The following is a 20,375-nucleotide window of genomic DNA, read 5'->3' as shown; positions in this document are numbered from 1 at the left end:
AATTCAAAATAGAAAAGCTGTACAGAATCCGGATGGATAGTGCAGCTTTTTCTTTTTTCTCAGATTATTCCACTTGCTTTTTATACCTTTGCTTCATTATTTTTTATTTAAACTATCATGTCAACTTATACAGAAGATAACAGGAAAGTAACCACACACCGCCTTCAGGAAATGAAACAGCGAGGCGAGAAAATATCAATGCTTACTTCATATGATTTTTCGATGGCGTCGATTGTTGATCAAGCGGGGATGGATGCTATCCTTGTAGGAGATTCAGCATCAAATGTAATGGCCGGTAATGTCACCACCCTACCCATGACCCTCGATCAGATGATCTATCACGGAAGATCAGTGGTGAATGGTGTTAAGCGCGCATTAGTTGTTATAGATATGCCCTTCGGGACATGCTCGGGAAATCCTACTCAATCTTTGGAAGCGGCTATCCGCATCATGAAAGAAACCGGAGCCGATGCTTTGAAAATAGAAGGCGGTAAAGAAATAATTGACGATATAAAGAAAATAATCGATGCAGGAATACCCGTTATGGGACATTTGGGATTAATGCCTCAGTCCATCAATAAATATGGAACTTACGCAGTAAGAGCCAAAGATGGAGACGAAGCCAAGAAGCTACTCGAAGATGCCCGCTTACTCGAATCGATAGGTTGTTTCGGTATTGTTCTGGAAAAAATCCCGGCTCAACTCGCCGGACAGGCATCTAAAGAATTAAGTATTCCGATTATAGGTATTGGTGCAGGAGGTGAGGTTGACGGACAGGTTTTGGTTATACACGATATGCTCGGTATAAATAAGGGATTCTCCCCTAAATTTTTGCGCCGTTATGCCGACTTACATACAATAATGACCAAAGCGGTACAGAGCTATATAGAGGATGTAAAAACCCGTGACTTCCCCAACCAGAACGAAAGCTATTAACATCTCTGACAGATAAAAAAGATAAAGACACACAGGCTGCAATCTGTCGAAAAGGCATAATTGCAGCCTTGGTTTTATTTAGAGACATAGAAATAACCAAAGCAATAAAAGAGGTTTAGACCTTAATTATATTTACTGATCGAAACTAAAGAATACCCAAAGCGATAATGAAAGTTTGTATAGCCGAAAAGCCCAGTGTAGCCCGTGAAATTGCCAATGTATTAGGAGCCAACAGTAAAAAAGACGGCTACTTTGAAGGGAATGGATATCAGGTGACCTGGACATTCGGGCACTTCTGTACACTCAAAGAACCCCACGAATACTATTCGCAATGGAAACGCTGGTCTTTAGATGTGTTACCGATGATACCTCCCCGATTTGGAATAAAACTTCTGGACAATGACGGGGTAATCAAACAATTCGGTGTAATTGAAAATCTTATAGCCAAAGCAGACGAAGTGATAAACTGCGGTGATGCGGGACAAGAAGGAGAATTGATCCAACGGTGGGTAATGCAGAAAGCCCAATGCAAGTGCCCGGTTAAGAGACTCTGGATATCATCGCTTACCGAAGATGCCATCCGTGAAGGTTTTCAGAAACTGAGGGAGCAAAAAGAATTCGATAAACTATACGAAGCCGGATTATCCCGTGCCATCGGCGATTGGCTGCTTGGGATGAATGCGACCCGTCTATACACAGTTAAATACGGACAAAACAAATCGGTATTATCCATCGGACGTGTACAAACTCCTACTCTGGCTCTGATAGTAAACAGACAACTCGAAATAGAAAATTTCAAGCCAGAACCTTATTGGGAACTTAAAACCATCTACAGGGATACGACATTTTCGGCTACAAAAGGCAGATTTACTACTGTCGAAGAAGGAAAAAAATTTCTCGATGAAATAAAAGACAGTATCTTCGAAGTTACAGATGTTACGACTAAAAATGGAGAAGAGTATCCTCCAAGACTATTCGACCTTACATCGCTGCAAGTAGAATGTAACAAGAAATTCGCCTTCTCGGCAGAAGACACACTAAAAACAATTCAGTCCCTTTATGAAAAGAAGCTGACCACCTACCCTCGTGTAGATACCACTTTTCTGAGTGACGATATTTTTCCGAAAGTACCTGCTACACTTAAAGGACTGTATGGGTATGAAACCCTGGTAGAAGCTGTATTGGCAAGTAAAATAAAGAAGTCGAAAAAAGTATTCGACAACAGCAAGGTTACCGACCACCATGCTATCATTCCAACAGGTGTAAGAGCAACAGCCATCAGCGAAAACGAACGCAAGGTTTACGATCTGATCACACGCCGCTTCATCGCTGTTTTTTATCCGAATTGTAAAGTATCCACAACAACCGTGCTGGGAGAAGCCGCTAAAGTAGAATTTAAAGTAACCGGAAAACAAATACTGGATCCGGGATGGCGTGTTGTTTTCGAAAAACAATCGGCTAATAATTCTGCCGATGATGAAAATAATAACAAAGACGAAGAAAATATTCTTCCCGATTTTATAAAAGGTGAAAACGGTCCACACGAACCATCATTAAACGAAAAATGGACTACCCCTCCTAAATATTACACCGAAGCAACTCTACTGCGTGCAATGGAAACCGCCGGAAAGTTAGTGGATAATGAAGAATTGAGAGACGCCTTAAAAGAAAATGGAATTGGCCGCCCCTCAACCCGTGCAGCTATTATAGAAACCTTATTTAAACGGAATTACATACGTAAAGAAAAGAAAAACCTCTTTGCAACGATCACCGGTGTCCAGCTAATACAAACCATTCAGGAAGAGCTGCTTAAATCGGCAGAATTAACCGGAATATGGGAAAATAAGCTGAGACAGATAGAGCGCAGCCAATATGACACACGGGTGTTTATTGATGAACTGAAGCAAATGCTGATACAGGTAGTCACTAATGTAAGAAACGATTGGAGTCAAAAATCTATCGAGATAGAAGAAGTAAAAGAACCCGAAAAAAAGCCGGAGAAGAAATCTTCACCGAGAAAGAAAAAAGAAGACACCGGAGAAAAGAAAGCAAAAGCATCAGCAAAGAAAACAGATAAAGAAGTTACCTGCCCTCTTTGCAAAAAAGGAAAACTGCTGAAAGGAAAAGCGGCATATGGTTGCTCGGAATGGAAAGCAGGATGTACTTACCGCCTTCCGTTCGATGGCAATGTAGAAAATATGAGCAATGACGAATTAAGAAAATTTCTTAAAACCTGATGCCATACCCTATCGAAAAGATTGCATAATTAGAATACCATTCGGGCTTCTCTTTTTTCAATAATAACTGATGAAATTCGAAATTCAAAAACCCGCGATCAGATAAGTCAAACTCGGCTCCTAATCCTAGATTACAGCCAAAATCCGTTATATTTCGGTTGTTCGGAACAGCCGAAAAACTATTGTTGCTTGCAACAACCCCAATTACAGGATAAAGCCGAAAGTTATCTATTATATTCACCAGATAGTGACCGTTAATACTTATATCTAAACCCAAGTTACTATCCGAAGGAATATAAGCTGTAACATTTGCTGCTAAACGGATATTATATGGCAGAGAGTAACGATAATTGGCTCCTATACCATATTTGGCATCATCAATCTTAGAACGATAGTTCAGGTCAAATACGAGTGACGATTTTTGAGCGTAAGTACAAATACATAGTACTGCAAATAAAATTGTGATAAGTGTCTTTTTCATATATTATGAGATTAGTGTTTCTCAAAAGTAGATATTCTTATATTCACCATCAATACCTAAAAATAATGAGATTCAGTTTCTGATTGAGTGAATGGGTTTTCTTACGTACGGGGATATTTCTGATAAGGGATCTAAACTACAGAAAAAGAACAAAAAGAATTATCTTTGTACAAAAAAGAATGCAAGAAGAAATTTTCCCGCTGGTAGATGAAGATGGCAATGTTATAGGACAAGCCTCCCGAAAAGAATGCCATAGCGGATCGAAGCTTTTACATCCGGTTATACACCTCCATATATTTAACAGTAAGGGCGAATTATATCTCCAAAAAAGATCAGCAACTAAAGACATACAACCCAATAAGTGGGACTCATCGGTAGGCGGACATATAGATCTGGGTGAAACGCCCGAAATTGCAGCTAAACGCGAAGCGCGAGAAGAAATAGGGCTACAAGACGTAACCATACATTTTATCCAAAAATACATTATCGAAACAGATAGAGAAAGAGAACTCACTTACTGCTTTTATTCCATTTCTAATGAAACTCCTCATGCCGATATGAACGAGGTTACAGACGGGAGGTTCTGGAATATTTCAGAAATAGCAGATCAATTGGGAAAAGATATTTTCACACCTAATTTCGAATTGGACTTCAAGCATTTCTTAAACTCGGGCATTGACAATTTACTCGAAAAATACAAATAAGATTATTTTTATCTATAGAGAAAGTCTGTTAACAGTGACCAGATGAAAGAGGAAAAAGTAACAATGAAAAGTGTACATAAAGTGAGTCACCTTTGTAACCTTTTTTTAACAATGATCAATAAAAAGGGGTTACAAGAAAAAAAGGAACAACCGAAGAAGTGCAATTTTGACGTCACCTTTGTTACCTTTTTGAAATTGATTACTGATAATTGTTTATTGATAACTATTCATTGACTCCGTTACTTTTGTAACCTTTTCAATATAATCTAAAAAAAACAAGATATAATGCAATTTAAACTAATAGAGAACGGAGATTCTGTTCGCAAACACGATAAAGAGATTCTAAAACAAGCAATTTTGTCTTTGAAAGAAGACGAAGATTGCTACATTATACTCGAACCGAAAAGTCCTATAGATAACAGCATCTACCTACAGATAAGTATTGAAGCAGGTCAATATAAGGTAGAGACACGACTGGTATTCGGTTCGGATGACGACTTCAAGCATCTTAGTAAACGGTACAGCAACAATGAAGAGGTAATCCATCTATTTGATGATTATTATACCGACTGTAAGTTACCCGACCTTCGCTCATGGTCTGACGATACATCGACCTTCAAAGAGGAAGAAGAAAGAGACATGGTCAAACTGTATAAAAATACAGAAGGGCAGATTCACTATTTCGAAATGTGGATAGATGAAGAAGACATCCTTACATCTCACGAAGGCATTCTTGGCGAAATCGGTGAAACTGAAAGCTTCGCCAAACCAAGTGACGAAGACCACCTTCCTCCACGAATAGCTATGGCTAAAGCCATCAAAACATATCATGAGCGGGGTTATAGCGAAGACATCAATCTCACCGAACTGATCATACAATATCCGGTGGAAAAGAATACCAAGCCTTCCGCCATCGACAAGCAGATTGAAGACATAGAGGCTTGTTTGAATAATTGTTTGGGATGGACGGGAAACGGACATTGCGACGGAGGAGACTACACCTTTGACATAGCAACATTCTTCTGCTATGTGGTAGATAAAGACATCGCAACGGAAACAATTATTGAAGCATTAGAGGAAGACGGACTTATGTTTGCAGGCGTTAAAATCGCCTATGCTGATGAAAAGACCGAAGAATATCTTCTAATCTATCCGAACGAAGGTACATTCAATATGATATAAAAATAGCGGTTGTATCTTCCGAAACAACCGCCTTATGCTCTTTGATATAATGATTATTTTTTATCCGTTTTACTATTGCTTCCTCCTGAAGGACGTGCGATAGAGTCACGCATTTCGGTATCGGCCTGGATATTCTGCATTTTATAATAATCCATCACCCCAAGATTGCCGCTGCGGAGAGCTTCTGCCATCGCTTTTGGTATCTCGGCTTCCGCTTCAATCACTTTAGCACGGGCTTCCTGAGCTTTCGCTTTCATTTCCTGTTCAAGAGCCACCGCCATCGAACGACGTTCTTCAGCTCTTGCCTGAGCAATATTTTTATCGGCTTGTGCCTGATCGATCTGTAATACAGCTCCGATATTCTTACCTATATCGATATCGGCAATATCAATTGAAAGGATCTCAAATGCAGTACCGGCATCAAGACCTTTACGCAATACAAGTTTAGATATAGAGTCTGGATTTTCCAACACCGATTTATGACTGTCGGATGAACCGATCGACGATACAATACCTTCACCCACACGGGCTAATATGGTTTCTTCACCTGCTCCTCCGACTAACTGTTTGATATTGGCACGAACCGTTACACGGGCTTTAGCTATCAGCTGAATACCATCTTTGGCAACTGCCGTAACAGGAGGTGTATCTATAACTTTCGGGTTTACCGACATCTGTACAGCATTAAATACATCACGACCCGCAAGGTCTATTGCTGTAGCCATCTGAAACGAAAGATCTATATTAGCTTTAGAAGCAGATACAAGAGCATGTACAACTTTTTCGACATGACCGCCTGCCAGATAGTGAGCCTCCAGTTCGTCTCTCGTGATTGTTTTCAATCCTGCTTTATGAGCCTCTATCATAGCTGTGACGATAGTACGGGGAGGAACCCGGCGAATACGCATCAAGAACAACTGTATCAATGAAACCCGAACTCCCGCAGAGATTGCATTAATCCACAAGAAGAACGGAACGTAATAAAAGAATATCAGCAGAAGTATGACTGCTAATACTGCAATTGCGACAAATAAAATCGGCATAATTTATTCAGGTTTTAATGTTAATAAGCAAATGCAAGTACAAGTACTTAATGATATATTTTCAATTTATAATAAGCTCTGGTTGTTATATAAATAGGTCTTCGACCTTATTTATACCGGTATGGCACTAGGCTTTACCAGCACGGTTGATTTCTCGACATGAACGATTTCGACGTTTTCACCCTCGTCTATAAATTCGCCCGTTACAGACTTGGCTTCAACAACAGATTCATTGTTGAATTCGACTTTTCCGATAGGATTCAGGCGGGATAAAGCAATTCCCTTATCCCCAACCGATAGGGTTTGTATTTCGGGTTGTTCAACCACGGCATCTATATCAGTTTTAAGGGCAATATGATCGAGTCCATTCGATTTGATGACAAACACAAAAGCCCCTACTCCAATAATTATATTGGCAGCTATAGTAACGTATCCGGCAGTTGCATCCACATAATAGAAGGCATACACGATACTGCCCACCATCATAACACCACCTGCAATTCCGGCAATAGTGATGCCGGGCAACAAGAATATCTCAGCCAGCATCAAGGCTACTCCTATCACTATCAAACAAACGATTATAATAATTTCGACGGTCATATTCTTAATTATGGTTTACCTTAATTTCTTCGTTTCTGGTATTCACTTCCAAGTCAGAAATAGTCTTCATCAATTGCTCCTGTGATTTTTCAAGATCGACAATTATCGCTGATAAAGATTTCTTCTGAGCAGCAGAGGCTTTACTGTAATCGAAACGCTTGGTTTCCAGATTATCATTTAAAATATCCAGACTCTTCTGTTTTGACTGTAAGTCTTGAAACATCGTACGAGCCTTTGTACTCTTAAAGTCTGAGTAAAAGTGATAAATCCTACTGTCATCAACAATAAACGTAAAGTCTATTGATTTCGTCTCTACTTTAGCAACCTCCTTCTTAGCCTTTTCTCTTATCGAGCGGTAGTCTTTTCCGGGTTGCCATGTATTTCTGATTGATGTTATACGAGCCCTGCTTTCGATATACTTGTCATCGTCACTCTCGACAAGTTTAACTTCTTCGTTAGGTATAAAAGTATATATGCAGACTTTGCCCTCAGGTTGAAAGCGGTCAGTAGCAAACCAACCGACACCCTTCTCTTCGTCAAAGACATAAAGATAATCATTTGCGGGAGAGTTAAAAGGCATATTCAATAATTCGGGGGTAAGAAACGAATCGTTATTGAAGTTATAACGGGTTACATAGATATCATATCCACCCAAACCATTATCGTCTTTTGCTGAAAAATAGATTGTCGATCCGTCAGTTAAAACAAACGGATAATTCGCATCTCCATCCAATCCGAAGTTATCGGCAGACAAAGCTTTCTTATTGCCGTATCCCGACAAAAGCTTATCCATAGAATAAAGAGTATACTTAGACTTAGATGGTTCGCCGAAATAAATCTTAGAGCCTTTTTCATTCATATACACAACTGATTCTACATTGCCCTTTGATTCGAAGACATCCTGATATCGTGACAAACTTCCCACCTCGGGAGATAACTTATATGCCGACAATAAAGACTGTTTATCCACAATCAGGCTATCAATGATCTGAATATCCTCTGTTCTGGATATTGCCTTTTGCATTTTATCCAAAGCTTGATTATAGGGAGCCAAAACCGATTCCTTTTCACGAGGACGAGCCTTTGCGTACCGTTGCAGCAGTTCTTCAGCCTCACTAACTCGGTACTCTTTTATATACAAGTCGCCAAGATACAGGTATGATTCGGGCAAGTTCCTTTTCGATGCAATCAGAAGACATTCTTCAGCCTTTTTCAGGTCACCGCCTGTCTCAACCAAACATACTCCATACCATAAGTTAAGAGATGCATCATTGGGTTTCGCATTATATTCCCTTTCGAAAACAGGTAAGGCTTTGCCGAAAGCTCCATTTTTATAATCGGCCTTCGCCTGAGCCAGCTCTTTTGTATTTTGAGCACTCGCGCCAAAAAACAAGAACAATAATATAGTCAGACTCCAATATTTCATACAAATCAACGTTTAAAACACAGTTGGTAATCAAAGATAAAAAATAATATGTTAAGGACATTAAGCTCTTAGACCTTTTTATTGATATAGGAAGTATAATAGACAAAGCCGTTTACATATTTAAAGATGCATAATTAAATACACTTAGCTACTTATCCTCTTCCTTTTAGAGAGGAGGCATTCTTTTTTCAAGCTGTGTTTTTAATTTGCAAAGAAGATTATATTTTTGTATCTTCCTTAAAAGAAGGACATCATATGCCAAAGATTTATCGCCTGTCTCGCACAGGCACCCGCATACTATATAAGGTGAGACATCACAAAGGACACGGAATACACTCTCCGTTTGTCTTCAATTTCATAACCAAAGTAATTGAAGAAAAGGCTCCGTATTACGCATATAATGATATCCGTGAGTTTATCTTATCACAACCGGACATCACGTTCAATGAAAATAAGTTCGAAAGGCTATTGTTTAAGTGTGTAAACTATTTCAATGCAAAAAAGATACTTGAACTGGGAGCCGGATCCGGAATAAATACACTTTACCTCACTGTAGCTTCGAAGCAATGTATTTGCTCTTCAGTAGAAACTGATCTCAATAAAAAAGAAGCAATCGACCGATTATACAATAAATGGGGATACAACATCCGCTTATCTCATGAGAAATTTCCTCAGGTTGACAAACCCCTCGATTGTATTTTGCTGAATTTACGAAATTACGAAGCCGACCATACAGCCCTCATAGAATACCTTCTCTCATTGATCAACGAAAATAGTTTCATTATAGTTGATGGTATCCGAACAAACAGGAAACATCAAATGTTATGGAAAAGACTAATCGGATGTAATGAGGTAAGAGTATCAATGGACTTGTTTCATGTTGGTATACTGTTCTTCAATCCGAAATACTATAAACGTAATTTTAAACTCAGTTATTGAGACTATCGATATGAAAAAAAGCTTAGTATATACAAAAACCGGAGATAAAGGCACAACTGCTTTAGTCGGAGGAACACGGGTTCCGAAATCGCATGTCAGATTGGACGCATATGGAACTATTGACGAACTAAATTCGTTCGTCGGTCTACTTATCTGCCAGATAAAGGACGAAGAAACTCTTAAAGTATTATCTTTTATTCAGCATAAACTATTCACCGTTGGATCGTATTTGGCAACAGAAACAGAAGCCATCGCCCCTAAGGCTGCAAGTATTATCACTGAAGCTAATATTTCAATGCTCGAATCCGAAATGGATCGTATAGACAGCGAACTACCCCGCCTAAGACAATTTGTATTACCCGGAGGCAGTGAAGCCGCTGCCCGGGCACATCTATGCCGTACTGTAGCAAGACGGGCAGAGAGATGTATTTACAAAGTAAAAGATGAATATCCTGTAGAAGATAATATAATGAAATTCGTAAATCGGCTTTCAGATTACTTCTTTATTATTGCCCGAAGAGAATGTAATAAAGATGGTAAAGAAATATTTTGGGATACTTCTTGTTTATAAGAAATATTAGTTTATTTTTGCCGAAAATAAAAACTGGGATAATAAATTAAAGGAACAAATAAAAATATATCACTATGTATTGGACTCTAGAATTAGCATCAAAATTAGAAGATGCACCATGGCCTGCTACAAAGGATGAACTAATTGACTATGCTCAACGTTCGGGTGCGCCCTTAGAAGTTATAGAAAACCTTCAGGAGCTTGAAGATGAGGGTGAGATATTCGACACAATCGAAGATATTTGGCCGGATTATCCAAGTAAAGAAGATTTCTTCTTTAACGAAGACGAGTATTGATAAAGATCGTAAATGAAAAAAGAGAGAGCAGAACTATAAATTCTGCTCTTTTCTATTAATAGTTGTACGAGTCTGTATCTTGTGCAGCAGATGATATTTTGCCGTTCAGAATATTAAACCTGTAATTGAAGCTCACTAACACATATCTCCCTATCATATTGGTTTTAGTATCAGAGATATAATTACCGGATACAACACGTAACAGATTATTCCGATCAGCCAATAGATCATAACACTGTACCTTAACGGTTCCGGCTTTCTTTTTCATAAATTGCTTCGACAAAGAAAGATTCCATAACAACTCCGAATTCTTAAATGCAGCAGAGTATCCATGATTATAAGTATAGCTGACTTCGTTCTGCAGGGAGATATCATACGGAAACTTAATCATCGTTGAAGACTTCACTCCAAGATTAGAGGTACCCAAATCTCCTTCTTGAGATAAATTATTGCGTGTAATATTAAATGCGACATTCGCTTGCAGGCGCTGGTCGAATTTTTCCGACTTATAGCTTATCGAAAAAGATTCGCTCAGGGTCAGGTTATATGTAATATTCTTCGCTCCATTAGAGTATCCGATATTACGGACAAAGTAAGCAAAAGAACTGTTATCTACCGTAAACTTCTTATTTTTAAGAGGTGTATTAAACATAATACCACCATTCATACCCCAATTACCTTTAACGTTACGATAAGAACTCTCAACGTTCCCGTCTTTATCTGTAATTGTATAATCTACAATCTTATTGGCTATATAATTCCCGGATGCAGTAATCATAAAGAAAGCCCCTTTTTCATAATCCGATACCTGATAATACATACTTATATTATTATCGAAACTGGGTTTTAAATCGGGATTTCCGTACGTTCGGGACAACGCATCGAGAATGATTGTATCAGCAGACATCTGTCTTAAAGTAGGATGTTCGGTAGTCCCATAATAATCAAAGTCGAATGTAGCATTACTTTTCGGACGGTATGTAAACTTAAAAGAAGGAGAGAAATTGACTACACTCTGTGTTTGCTTTTCTATAATAGAATCTCTTACCGTTGATCTGTTCTTTGAGTGTGTAGGATCAACGCTGAATCCAATTGTATATTCATATTTCTCATGAATAGATTGAAATCCGACATTAAATCGCTGAGTCGAATAACGAGATAATGAGTTTCGGGTATATGCTGTATCTATCACAGTATATTCTCCTTCAGGATCCCTACGAAAAGTAGAACGATCTCTGCCCGAATAATCCTGACGGTAATTGTACGAAAACTGCAGAGAATGATGAGTATCCAATGGCTCTACATAAGAGAGCATCACCCCCCAATTATTTCCCGAACTACTAATATCAAGTTTCTGATCTAATATCTTTGTCGAATTTAAAGACTGGTACCGGGTAAAAGAATAGTTCGTCCCATCATCCTGAGACCCTCTGAAAGCTCCGGTCAAACTCAAGCTGATATTCCGGCCTTTTGCATTTAATTTTCGTCCGATAACCAATGATCCATTTAAGTTATATACATCTCCCTGTGTTATATAATCAGACCATCCGGAAGTCGAATCTTTTTGATTTTGCATATAAGAAAGAGAATTACTCTTGCGCACATCATCGGCAGTTCCGGTAGACACACTCATACGAGTATATATAGTTGTCAGAGAATCCGGCATCCATTTAGAATTCAGAGAGAAGGTCAGATTCCGCTTTCTATTATTAGACGAAGATGACTGAGTACTCATCCGGTTTCCTCCTTCTATAAAAGTCTGGGTATTGCTGTCCATCTTAAACAGATTGTCATTGTCTTCATACCTCACATTCCCTCCAACCGAAATTTTACTATTACGCTGTATATTGAAGTTTGTACTCAGATTTCGCTCTTTTGTTATCCCGTCGTATTGGCTCGAAACACCACTATACTCAAAATTATCGGTAACATTATTCAAATTACCTATAACAGCAAACTGGTTATCATCTTCCATATAGTTTGCATTGAACTTATTAGCATAGCGGTCATCAGTACCGTATCCTACACGGGCATTACCAAACACCGATTTTTTCATGCCCTCCTTTACTGTGAGGTTTAAGACTTGCTCGGCATTATTATCTTTGAATCCCGTCACTTTAGACATGTCCGACTGCTCTTTAAACAACTGTAGTTTATTCACCATTGAGGCAGGCAAATTCTTTAGAGCCAAATCTATATCATTATCAAAGAATTCTTTTCCATCTATCAGTATCTTCGAGATAATCTTGCCGTTAGCCATCAGTTTACCATCGGAGCTCACTTCTATCCCGGGCATACGCCTGACCAAATCCTGAAGAAGAGCATCTTCTCCCACCCTGTAAGCGTCGGCGTTGTATTCTATTGTATCTCCTCTTACCACAATATCAGGAACTGGAGCTATTACCACAGCTTCGCCAATACTATATTCTGCGAATTTCAATAGAATGGTATTCAATTCGACCTTCGATCTGTCGTTTATATATATCGGATATTTCTTTTTCTGATAGTTTACACAAGATACATCAAGAATATAACGACCTCTTTTTGCCGGAATAGAAAATTCGCCCGAATCATTTGTCACCGCCCCTGAAACATAAGTACTGTCCTGAGCTTTCAACAAACGGATAGAGGCATAAGAAATCGGCTCATTCTTCAAACTATCCCGAACAATACCGGTTATAGTCTGGGAATAAGTTGCAACAGATAAGCATAAAAGAAGAAATACATATAGATATTTCACCAACAACTACTATTTTTCTATTATCAATCCACTCTTCTTTCCAAAAGTGACTCTTGGAATATAACGAAAAAAAAGAGCATCTAGTATGATACTCTTCTATATAATGGCTCCGGATATAAACTAATTATTCTTTTCGGTAAACAGCACCATCTTGACATGCAATTTATTACCGATATCTATTACATTAACGATATCTTGCAGATTTAACATTTTATCTGCCTGCAGCAACACATTGACATCATCACCATCGTGTCTTTCACCGATAGAGTTCACCAGTTCCTGTTCCAAGGTATCAAACGTCACCTGCTTATCATTTACATAATACTTAAGATCGGATGTTATGATCAGAGTGATATTTTTCTTAGTTGCAACCTTTTCTGCAGTCGATGAGTTAGGCAATAATACACGTATTGCGGCAGGAGTCACCATAGTCGATACAATCAGAAAGAATAATAACAAGAAAAACATGATATCATTCAATGAAGCTGTATAAACTTCTGCTGCTCTATTTTTTCGACGTTCTATTTTCATCTATAGTTATAATTACTCATTAGGGTCACAGACCTATTTATTGCATTTTCAGTAAAACGACCATAGATCATTCAGCCGAATGATCTATCACTTGGCTCCTCCTACGGTTTTTAAGAGCTTTTAAGGCATCATTCGAATCCTTATCCAGATTAGATATTATCTTATCAATACGCCCGTTTAAAACATAGTATCCCGAATAAGCCACAATACCGACCAAAAGACCGGCTCCCGAACAAATCATTTTTTGATATAATCCATCCGAGATAGTAGCAATATCAAGATCCGCTGTCTGAGAAATATTATAAAAGATAGTAATCACACCAAAAATAGTTCCCAAAAAACCAAGCATCGGAGCAATAGAAGCAATAATACCCAGATAATTCATGTGATTTTCTAACTTCGAAATCTGCTGACGGGCCTCGATTTCCATTGTCTGCTCTATCTCACTGATAGGTTCTGATTCTTCTTTTAATCCAGCGGCAACAACTTTACCCAGAATATAAGGTTTTTCGAAACAGAAATTCAACGCCCGATCTGTTTTTCCTTCCGAAATAAGCTCTATAATACGCGATTGCCAGATAGAATCACGTTTGCCAACTTTACTTATCGTCATCCAACGTTCAATTATATAATAAATCGAAAGTACCGAGAGTATGGCAATGGGAATCATTACCCATCCACCTTTTAAAATCAAGCTAAAATAACTCTCCGGAGCAGCAGTTGCCGCAGGTTCTAATGTAGAAGTTGCCGATTGCAACAAAATAAATAAATTCATCATAAGAGAACGAAAAGATTAGGAAAAAATGATTCGTTTCAGCATCACAACTACCTGTCATATTTCACATATAAAGAAAGTAAAGCGCTGAAACTTTATAACAGGCTAAAAATAACTAATTCGATAAACATAGAAACAATGTTTATCGAATTTAGTTCTAAGGTCTCAAACCTTTTTATTATTTTTTATAAGCATAACTGGTAGTTATCTCTATAAAATATATTATTCGAATATTAGAAACCGAAACTTACCGAGTTGATGTACTCGTAGAAACAACTGATAACTCCGATAAAGAAAATACCTATCATAGAACAAATTAAAGATATTTTCAGATATCCATCTGTCTGCAGGTTTTCGATAGGATCGTTTGTTTTCTTTATAAACATCGCCTTCACCACCAACAAGTAGTAGAACAAAGATATCACAGTATTTACCAATGCCAGAAATACCAATATCGTATTTGCAGGGTTACCGGATTCCATAGCCGAAATAAAGACAAATAACTTACTGAAAAATCCTGCTGTAGGAGGGATACCACCCAAAGAGAACATCGAGATCATCATTACCAAAGCCAACTTCGGATTACTGTAATAAAGTCCGTCATAGTCATTCATATTCACCTTTCCGGTCTTATTTTCAATGCTGGTGATCACACCAAAAGCAGCCAGATTAGAGAAGACATAAACAAATACATAAAATATTGTAGCTGCCATCCCCAATGTACTTCCACTGAAAACCCCCAACATGATATAACCGGCCTGCGAGATAGAAGAGAATGCCAGGAATCTTTTCATATTCTTCTGACGAAGTGCAAATAGGTTACCGACAGTGATAGTTATTAATATGATAATCCAGATTAGAGGATGCCATACGACTTCCAATGCTGGAAATACTTTATACAGAATCAACATCAAAGCAAATACTGCCGCCCCTTTAGAGATGGTCGACAAGTAAAGCGTAATATTGGTAGGTGCACCTTGATATACATCAGGAGCCCAAAGATGGAAAGGAACCAACGACAACTTAAAGAATAAACCCGAAAGGAAAAATATCATTGCCATTATGATAAGTGGCGATGAATATATATTCTGGAAAATATCAGCAAAATAAAGAGTACCGCAAGCTCCATATAAGAACGAAAGTCCGAATATCATTACCGCAGACGAAAATATTGCATTGAATATATATTTCGCTCCGGCTTCGGCACTGTTTTGTTTATATTTATCAAAAGCAACTAATGCGGCTAAAGGCAAAGATGCTGTTTCGAGCCCGATATAGAATAAAAGAAAATTACCCGAAGAAATCATCAGATACATCCCCAGCAAAGTAAGGATAGTCAACATGAAGAATTCTCCGCGTTTAATAACAGATTCGGCTTTACCAAGCCATTCATTAGCCTGAAGCATTATCAAGAACACCCCGATATTCAACACGCTTTTCATTGTCACCTGAGCAGCACCCGTCAGATACATACCACCGAATGACTCTCCGGTATCTTTATTAATAAAGAAACAATAAACAGTATGTGCTAAGAATAGCAAGCATGCAAAAGGAAAGTAATACTTCTTTGCATTGTCTGAAGCGAATAAATCATAACAAATAAGTATTAGAAATACCCCTATCAGAGATAATTCCGGCTTCATTAACAAATAATTGCTCAAATCCATCTTTTCAAATCTATATTTTAAACTTTAAGGCCTTAGCCATCTTTCTTTGGATCAAACCAAAGCTATTTTACTTTCTAATTTATAAATCAAATCTCTAGCGATAAAGATATCTTGACATATCAACATACCGGTCTTTGTCGGCGGCATTAGAATAGCCATAAATATTCGAATCAGAAAAAGTATTAACCGTCTGGTATTTATTCATATTAGTTTGACGTACCGCTACGGTATAAGACCCGAATCGACCAACTGTTTTATCAACGGTCAGGATAATATCAATACCCGGTTTAGAATAAAACAAAGACTCGTATTTACCTTTCAATCTCGATTCTCTGGTTACCAACCGATAACGGTCATTAACCAAGTCTCGCTTCACCATATCATAGATACTAGGAGAATAAAACTCCCACGCAGCCAACTTCATATCGCTAGCAAAGTCTGGAACAATAAAAGAAATCTTAGAGTTGTTATTATACGAATAAACATAATTCGTCGATAGCCCTCCGGCATACTCTCCCCAGAAATTGTACCCTTTGGATGAAACAGCCGCGTTAAAGTAATCCTGATCTTTTCCCGCCAGATCAATCAGCTCAGGCAAAGAAAAACTTTGAGCGGAAACAAAAGAAGCAATAGCTAAAAATGTTCCAAGGAATAGCGATTTTAGTTTTTTCATAAACTTCTCGGATTATCGAAGTTAATTAAAAGTCTCGAAAACCTTTAATGTAAACAAGCATGAATCATACTCGATATCCAGCCCGGGAACAAACCAACCCCGGCCACACTAAGAACCAATCCTACAACTGCAACTTTTTCGTACCAAACAGCATCTGTAAGCTCCAGGTGATGATCGTTTATCACAGGTCCGTAAAGAATCTTACCGACAACCTTCAATATATATACGGCAGTGATCACAATAGATGCACAAGCCATTATAGTCAATACTCTGTGGAACATATCGGTATGTTGGAAGGAACCTACAAAAATAGTCATCTCCGCAACGAAACCACTCAATCCGGGAAGCCCCAGAGAAGCAAGCCCAGCCAATACATAACAAACGGAAAGGAAAGGCATAATTTTCATCAATCCTCCTAACTCTCTAATATCACGAGTATGTGTCCGTCCGTAGATCATACCGATCAGGGCAAAGAAAAGGGCGGTCATCAAACCGTGAGACAACATCTGCATTACCGCTCCGGTTACCGCTGTATTATTCATCATAAGAATAGCGAATAATACCAGTCCACAGTGGCTCACCGATGAGTAAGCGTTTATATATTTCAAGTCGGTTTGAGCAATCGCACCGAAAGCTCCGTAAACCACACTTATACCTGTCAATATCAAAAAGATCCACGACATTTCGTTTGCTGCTTCAGGCAATAAATGCATAGCAATACGTAAACAGCCGTATCCTCCCAATTTCATCAGTACTCCGGCATGAAGCATCGAAACCGCAGTAGGTGCAGATGCGTGACCATCAGGAGACCATGTATGGAAAGGAAATAGTGCACCAAGTACACCGAATCCTAAGAATGTAATAGGGAAAATCCAACGTTGTGCAGCAACTGGTATCGCATTATTTTTAGCTATCTCAAGGATATTAAATGTCAAGTTGCCATCAGCCGATGAATTGAAGTAAATACCAAGAATTCCCACAAAGAGGAAAGCCGATCCACCCATCAGCATCAGGGTAAGTTTCATCGCTGAATATTCTTTTCTACCTGTCCCCCAAAGACCGATAAGCAGGTACATAGGTATCAGGGCTATCTCGTAGAAGAAGAACATGGTAAACATATCTATCGAAATAAAGAATCCGTATACACCTACAGCCAGCAGCGTAAGCCACATAAAGAAATCTTTAGGAAGAGGATTCATATTCCATGAAGCAAATGTTCCGGTAAGCATAATGATAGCAGTAAGCAGTATCATCAGCACCGATATACCATCGACCCCTATCGAATAATAAATATTCAACGGCTTGAACCATGCATAATCAAATCTGAATAACATTGCACTTGTTGGATCAGCCTCTCTTGCTGCAAAGAACATAAACAAAAGAGCTACAGCCAATACAAGTCCGACAGCCGTTCCTATTACCGCAACTGTTCTTACTTGTTTGATGTTTCTACAGAAAATAAATCCTATCAACATCAAAACGGGTATCAATACTATTAATGAAAGAATATTCATTGTTCTACAATTTAAGCAAAAGCTGATATTTAAATTAGACAATCCGAATTATACTTATCGGTTGCTTTTTTACTTGACTAATAACAAAGAGGCCTGAGACCTTAAGCTAAACTTATTGACAAATATAACAAACCAGACAGAAAGCAAATATGGCGACAAACACCAAAGCTCCGATCAGATATGCAAGGGCATATTGCTGAATACGTCCCGATTGGAAACCTTTAATTTTATCAGAGGCACTATTTGTAACAAATGCCAGTGCATTCATAAACGCATCAACAACATGGCGGTCAAACCAAGCAATCGGTTTAGATATTCCGTTGAATATAATTTTACGGGTTACAAACAACCACATTTCATCGAAATAGAATCTATGGCTCGCACCCTTATATAACCAGTTGACTTTTGAAACAAACCGATCCGGTATGCTTGTTTTCTTATAGTACATCACAGTAGCTATACCAATACCTAATATCGCAACTGCAATACTTGATAATGCTATTGGCATCACCAAATGCGCTTCGAAAGGTTTTCCGTCAGTAGTAATTAATTCCGAGAAAGGAACAAATCCGGAAAATACAGACAACACGCCCAATATGATCAACGGAATAGTCATTGAAGCTTCGGCTTCGTGAGGTTCGTGATGATAATGCTTGTGAGTATCATTCCAGAATATTCTGTAATACAAACGGAACATATAGAATGCTGTAAGACCTGCACCGATAAATAAACATGCAAACAAGAATTTATCATGGTGGAAAGCCGCAGCTAAAATTTCATCTTTACTCCAGAATCCCGAGAATGGGAAAATTCCGGCAATCGCCAAACAAGCGATCAGGAAAGTTATGTGTGTAATCGGCAGTTTTTTCCAAAGACCACCCATATCATCCATCTCATTACTATGAACAGCATGGATAATAGCACCTGCACCTAAGAATAGTAATGCTTTGAAGAATGCGTGAGTAAACAAGTGGAACATAGATGCCATATAACCCAACCCATCGTGGCCTCCGTAAGAGGAAACCCCAAGAGAGGTTATCATATAAGCAATCTGCGATATGGTAGAAAACGCGAGAACACGTTTTATATCAGTCTGCGCACAAGCTACAATCGCGGCATAGACTGAAGTTATCGCCCCAATGTATCCGATTATTGTCAGTACTTCGGGAGTACCGAATACATATATAGGGAATAGACGTGCAACCAAAAATACTCCGGCAACAACCATTGTTGCAGCGTGGATAAGAGCAGACGCCGGTGTTGGACCTTCCATCGCATCGGGTAACCAGATATGGAACGGCATCATAGCCGATTTACCGGCACCTCCGATAAAGATAAACATCATTGCCCATGATAATGCAGATATTCCTAAGAACGAAGCTCCAAGAGCAGATCCTAAGAATGGAGCATCTAAAGAAGTCAATGTTGCAAAATCGAAAGTTTTTGAATAGAATGAAAGAACCAAGATACCGATAAGGAAAAACAAGTCGGCAAAGCGGGTCACGATAAAGGCTTTCTTAGAAGCAGCAACCGCACTTGGTTTAGTATAGTAGAAACTGATAAGAGAGAATGAAGATACCCCTACAAGTTCCCAGAATATATACATTTGGAAAATGTTAGTAGCTACAACCAGCCCCAACATCGAAAAGGTAAATAAAGACAGGAACGAGTAATAACGTTGAAACCCTCTCTCGCCTTTCATATAGCCTAAACTATAGATATGCACCATCAACGATACAGTTGTAATAACCACAAGCATCATTACGGATATCGGATCGAGCATAATACCAAGATCAATATGCAGATGCTCGGTAAATCTCAGCCACTCGAAATGATAAGGCATTACACTTTCAAAAGCATCGGAAGCTCCTCTTCCGATCTTAAAGAAATATTCATATCCGGTCATATATGACAAAACTGTCATAACAGCCAGCGATAGAGTACCCAGTACTCCGGCAACTATCGGTTTCATTTTACCCCCCAGCAGTCCCAGAATAAGGAACATAATGGCCGGCAGGACAATTATCAGTAACGTATACGAATAAGGCATATCTATATCG

General features: G+C 38.6%; 18 protein-coding genes. 7 read left to right on the top strand and 11 right to left on the bottom strand.

The window, feature by feature from the left end:
- Positions 1-117 precede the first annotated feature (117 nt).
- Both panB and K322_RS0105755 read left to right on the top strand, forming a co-directional pair.
- Complete coding sequence (gene panB, locus K322_RS0105760; RefSeq protein WP_026626031.1) at positions 118-936, top strand: 3-methyl-2-oxobutanoate hydroxymethyltransferase; 819 nt, start codon at positions 118-120, stop codon at positions 934-936.
- Positions 937-1,103: 167 nt separating this feature from the next.
- Positions 1,104-3,173, top strand: a complete 2,070-nt coding sequence (locus K322_RS0105755) for a DNA topoisomerase 3 (RefSeq protein ID WP_026626030.1) — start codon at positions 1,104-1,106, stop codon at positions 3,171-3,173.
- Here K322_RS0105755 and K322_RS0105750 read toward each other — a convergent pair.
- A complete protein-coding gene (locus tag K322_RS0105750) occupies positions 3,163-3,654 on the bottom strand; it encodes an outer membrane beta-barrel protein (protein WP_026626029.1) in 492 nt (163 codons plus the stop codon). The genes K322_RS0105755 and K322_RS0105750 overlap by 11 nt on opposite strands.
- Positions 3,655-3,833: 179 nt before the next feature.
- On the opposite strand from K322_RS0105750, the gene K322_RS0105745 reads away from it, so the two are divergent.
- On the top strand, positions 3,834-4,358 hold the full coding sequence (locus K322_RS0105745) for an NUDIX hydrolase (protein ID WP_026626028.1): 525 nt from the start codon (positions 3,834-3,836) through the stop codon (positions 4,356-4,358).
- Between the two features lie 285 nt (positions 4,359-4,643).
- Complete coding sequence (locus tag K322_RS0105735) at positions 4,644-5,540, top strand: hypothetical protein (protein ID WP_026626026.1); 897 nt, start codon at positions 4,644-4,646, stop codon at positions 5,538-5,540.
- Positions 5,541-5,593: 53 nt separating this feature from the next.
- On the opposite strand, the gene floA is transcribed toward K322_RS0105735, so the two are convergent.
- The 3 genes from floA to K322_RS0105720 form a co-directional block, all read right to left on the bottom strand.
- On the bottom strand, positions 5,594-6,583 hold the full coding sequence (gene floA / locus K322_RS0105730) for a flotillin-like protein FloA (RefSeq protein ID WP_026626025.1): 990 nt from the start codon (positions 6,581-6,583) through the stop codon (positions 5,594-5,596).
- A 111-nt stretch (positions 6,584-6,694) separates the two neighbouring features.
- Positions 6,695-7,183, bottom strand: a complete 489-nt coding sequence (locus tag K322_RS0105725) for an NfeD family protein (protein ID WP_026626024.1) — start codon at positions 7,181-7,183, stop codon at positions 6,695-6,697.
- A gap of 4 nt (positions 7,184-7,187) precedes the next feature.
- Positions 7,188-8,609 (bottom strand): hypothetical protein, encoded by a 1,422-nt coding sequence (locus tag K322_RS0105720; protein ID WP_026626023.1) that lies wholly within the window; start codon positions 8,607-8,609, stop codon positions 7,188-7,190.
- A 255-nt stretch (positions 8,610-8,864) separates the two neighbouring features.
- Here K322_RS0105720 and K322_RS0105715 point away from each other — a divergent pair, with 255 nt between their 5' ends.
- From K322_RS0105715 to K322_RS0105705, 3 genes are all read left to right on the top strand, one after another.
- Entirely contained in the window at positions 8,865-9,548 is a 684-nt protein-coding gene (locus K322_RS0105715; protein WP_026626022.1) for an O-methyltransferase, read from the top strand.
- Between the two features lie 10 nt (positions 9,549-9,558).
- On the top strand, positions 9,559-10,119 hold the full coding sequence (locus tag K322_RS0105710; RefSeq protein ID WP_026626021.1) for a cob(I)yrinic acid a,c-diamide adenosyltransferase: 561 nt from the start codon (positions 9,559-9,561) through the stop codon (positions 10,117-10,119).
- Positions 10,120-10,193: 74 nt separating this feature from the next.
- Positions 10,194-10,415 (top strand): DUF2795 domain-containing protein, encoded by a 222-nt coding sequence (locus K322_RS0105705; RefSeq protein WP_026626020.1) that lies wholly within the window; start codon positions 10,194-10,196, stop codon positions 10,413-10,415.
- Positions 10,416-10,470: 55 nt separating this feature from the next.
- Here the strand turns inward: K322_RS0105705 and K322_RS18690 are convergent, their stop codons facing one another.
- The 7 genes from K322_RS18690 to nuoL form a co-directional block, all read right to left on the bottom strand.
- Positions 10,471-13,155: an outer membrane beta-barrel protein gene (locus tag K322_RS18690; RefSeq protein WP_051290660.1), complete on the bottom strand. Its 2,685-nt coding sequence runs from the start codon at positions 13,153-13,155 to the stop codon at positions 10,471-10,473.
- A 120-nt stretch (positions 13,156-13,275) separates the two neighbouring features.
- A complete protein-coding gene (locus K322_RS0105695; RefSeq protein WP_026626019.1) occupies positions 13,276-13,686 on the bottom strand; it encodes an ExbD/TolR family protein in 411 nt (136 codons plus the stop codon).
- Positions 13,687-13,753: 67 nt separating this feature from the next.
- Positions 13,754-14,464 carry a MotA/TolQ/ExbB proton channel family protein gene (locus K322_RS0105690; protein ID WP_260202835.1) on the bottom strand — a complete coding sequence of 237 codons (711 nt, stop codon included), beginning with the start codon at positions 14,462-14,464 and terminating at the stop codon, positions 13,754-13,756.
- A gap of 230 nt (positions 14,465-14,694) precedes the next feature.
- Positions 14,695-16,128, bottom strand: a complete 1,434-nt coding sequence (locus tag K322_RS0105685) for an NADH-quinone oxidoreductase subunit N (RefSeq protein ID WP_026626017.1) — start codon at positions 16,126-16,128, stop codon at positions 14,695-14,697.
- 94 nt (positions 16,129-16,222) lie between these two features.
- Positions 16,223-16,801 carry a hypothetical protein gene (locus tag K322_RS0105680; protein ID WP_026626016.1) on the bottom strand — a complete coding sequence of 193 codons (579 nt, stop codon included), beginning with the start codon at positions 16,799-16,801 and terminating at the stop codon, positions 16,223-16,225.
- Positions 16,802-16,845: 44 nt separating this feature from the next.
- Entirely contained in the window at positions 16,846-18,315 is a 1,470-nt protein-coding gene (locus tag K322_RS0105675; protein ID WP_026626015.1) for a complex I subunit 4 family protein, read from the bottom strand.
- A gap of 112 nt (positions 18,316-18,427) precedes the next feature.
- Positions 18,428-20,365 carry an NADH-quinone oxidoreductase subunit L gene (gene nuoL / locus K322_RS0105670; RefSeq protein ID WP_035331421.1) on the bottom strand — a complete coding sequence of 646 codons (1,938 nt, stop codon included), beginning with the start codon at positions 20,363-20,365 and terminating at the stop codon, positions 18,428-18,430.
- Positions 20,366-20,375 lie beyond the last annotated feature (10 nt).

Source organism: Indolivaga capnocytophagoides DSM 22835 (assembly GCF_000426485.1).
Lineage (GTDB): Bacteria > Bacteroidota > Bacteroidia > Bacteroidales > Dysgonomonadaceae > Dysgonomonas_A > Dysgonomonas_A capnocytophagoides.
This window is presented reverse-complemented; position numbering and strand designations above follow the sequence as displayed.

Excerpts from the sequence above, each read along its gene's own strand:
- panB (WP_026626031.1), top strand. The coding sequence starts at position 118 with ATGTCAACTTATACAGAAGATAACAGGAAAGTAACCACACACCGCCTT.
- K322_RS0105755 (WP_026626030.1), top strand. The coding sequence starts at position 1,104 with ATGAAAGTTTGTATAGCCGAAAAGCCCAGTGTAGCCCGTGAAATTGCC.
- K322_RS0105750 (WP_026626029.1), bottom strand. The coding sequence starts at position 3,654 with ATGAAAAAGACACTTATCACAATTTTATTTGCAGTACTATGTATTTGT.
- K322_RS0105745 (WP_026626028.1), top strand. The coding sequence starts at position 3,834 with ATGCAAGAAGAAATTTTCCCGCTGGTAGATGAAGATGGCAATGTTATA.
- K322_RS0105735 (WP_026626026.1), top strand. The coding sequence starts at position 4,644 with ATGCAATTTAAACTAATAGAGAACGGAGATTCTGTTCGCAAACACGAT.
- floA (WP_026626025.1), bottom strand. The coding sequence starts at position 6,583 with ATGCCGATTTTATTTGTCGCAATTGCAGTATTAGCAGTCATACTTCTG.
- K322_RS0105725 (WP_026626024.1), bottom strand. The coding sequence starts at position 7,183 with ATGACCGTCGAAATTATTATAATCGTTTGTTTGATAGTGATAGGAGTA.
- K322_RS0105720 (WP_026626023.1), bottom strand. The coding sequence starts at position 8,609 with ATGAAATATTGGAGTCTGACTATATTATTGTTCTTGTTTTTTGGCGCG.
- K322_RS0105715 (WP_026626022.1), top strand. The coding sequence starts at position 8,865 with ATGCCAAAGATTTATCGCCTGTCTCGCACAGGCACCCGCATACTATAT.
- K322_RS0105710 (WP_026626021.1), top strand. The coding sequence starts at position 9,559 with ATGAAAAAAAGCTTAGTATATACAAAAACCGGAGATAAAGGCACAACT.
- K322_RS0105705 (WP_026626020.1), top strand. The coding sequence starts at position 10,194 with ATGTATTGGACTCTAGAATTAGCATCAAAATTAGAAGATGCACCATGG.
- K322_RS0105695 (WP_026626019.1), bottom strand. The coding sequence starts at position 13,686 with ATGAAAATAGAACGTCGAAAAAATAGAGCAGCAGAAGTTTATACAGCT.
- K322_RS0105690 (WP_260202835.1), bottom strand. The coding sequence starts at position 14,464 with ATGATGAATTTATTTATTTTGTTGCAATCGGCAACTTCTACATTAGAA.
- K322_RS0105685 (WP_026626017.1), bottom strand. The coding sequence starts at position 16,128 with ATGGATTTGAGCAATTATTTGTTAATGAAGCCGGAATTATCTCTGATA.
- K322_RS0105680 (WP_026626016.1), bottom strand. The coding sequence starts at position 16,801 with ATGAAAAAACTAAAATCGCTATTCCTTGGAACATTTTTAGCTATTGCT.
- K322_RS0105675 (WP_026626015.1), bottom strand. The coding sequence starts at position 18,315 with ATGAATATTCTTTCATTAATAGTATTGATACCCGTTTTGATGTTGATA.
- nuoL (WP_035331421.1), bottom strand. The coding sequence starts at position 20,365 with ATGCCTTATTCGTATACGTTACTGATAATTGTCCTGCCGGCCATTATG.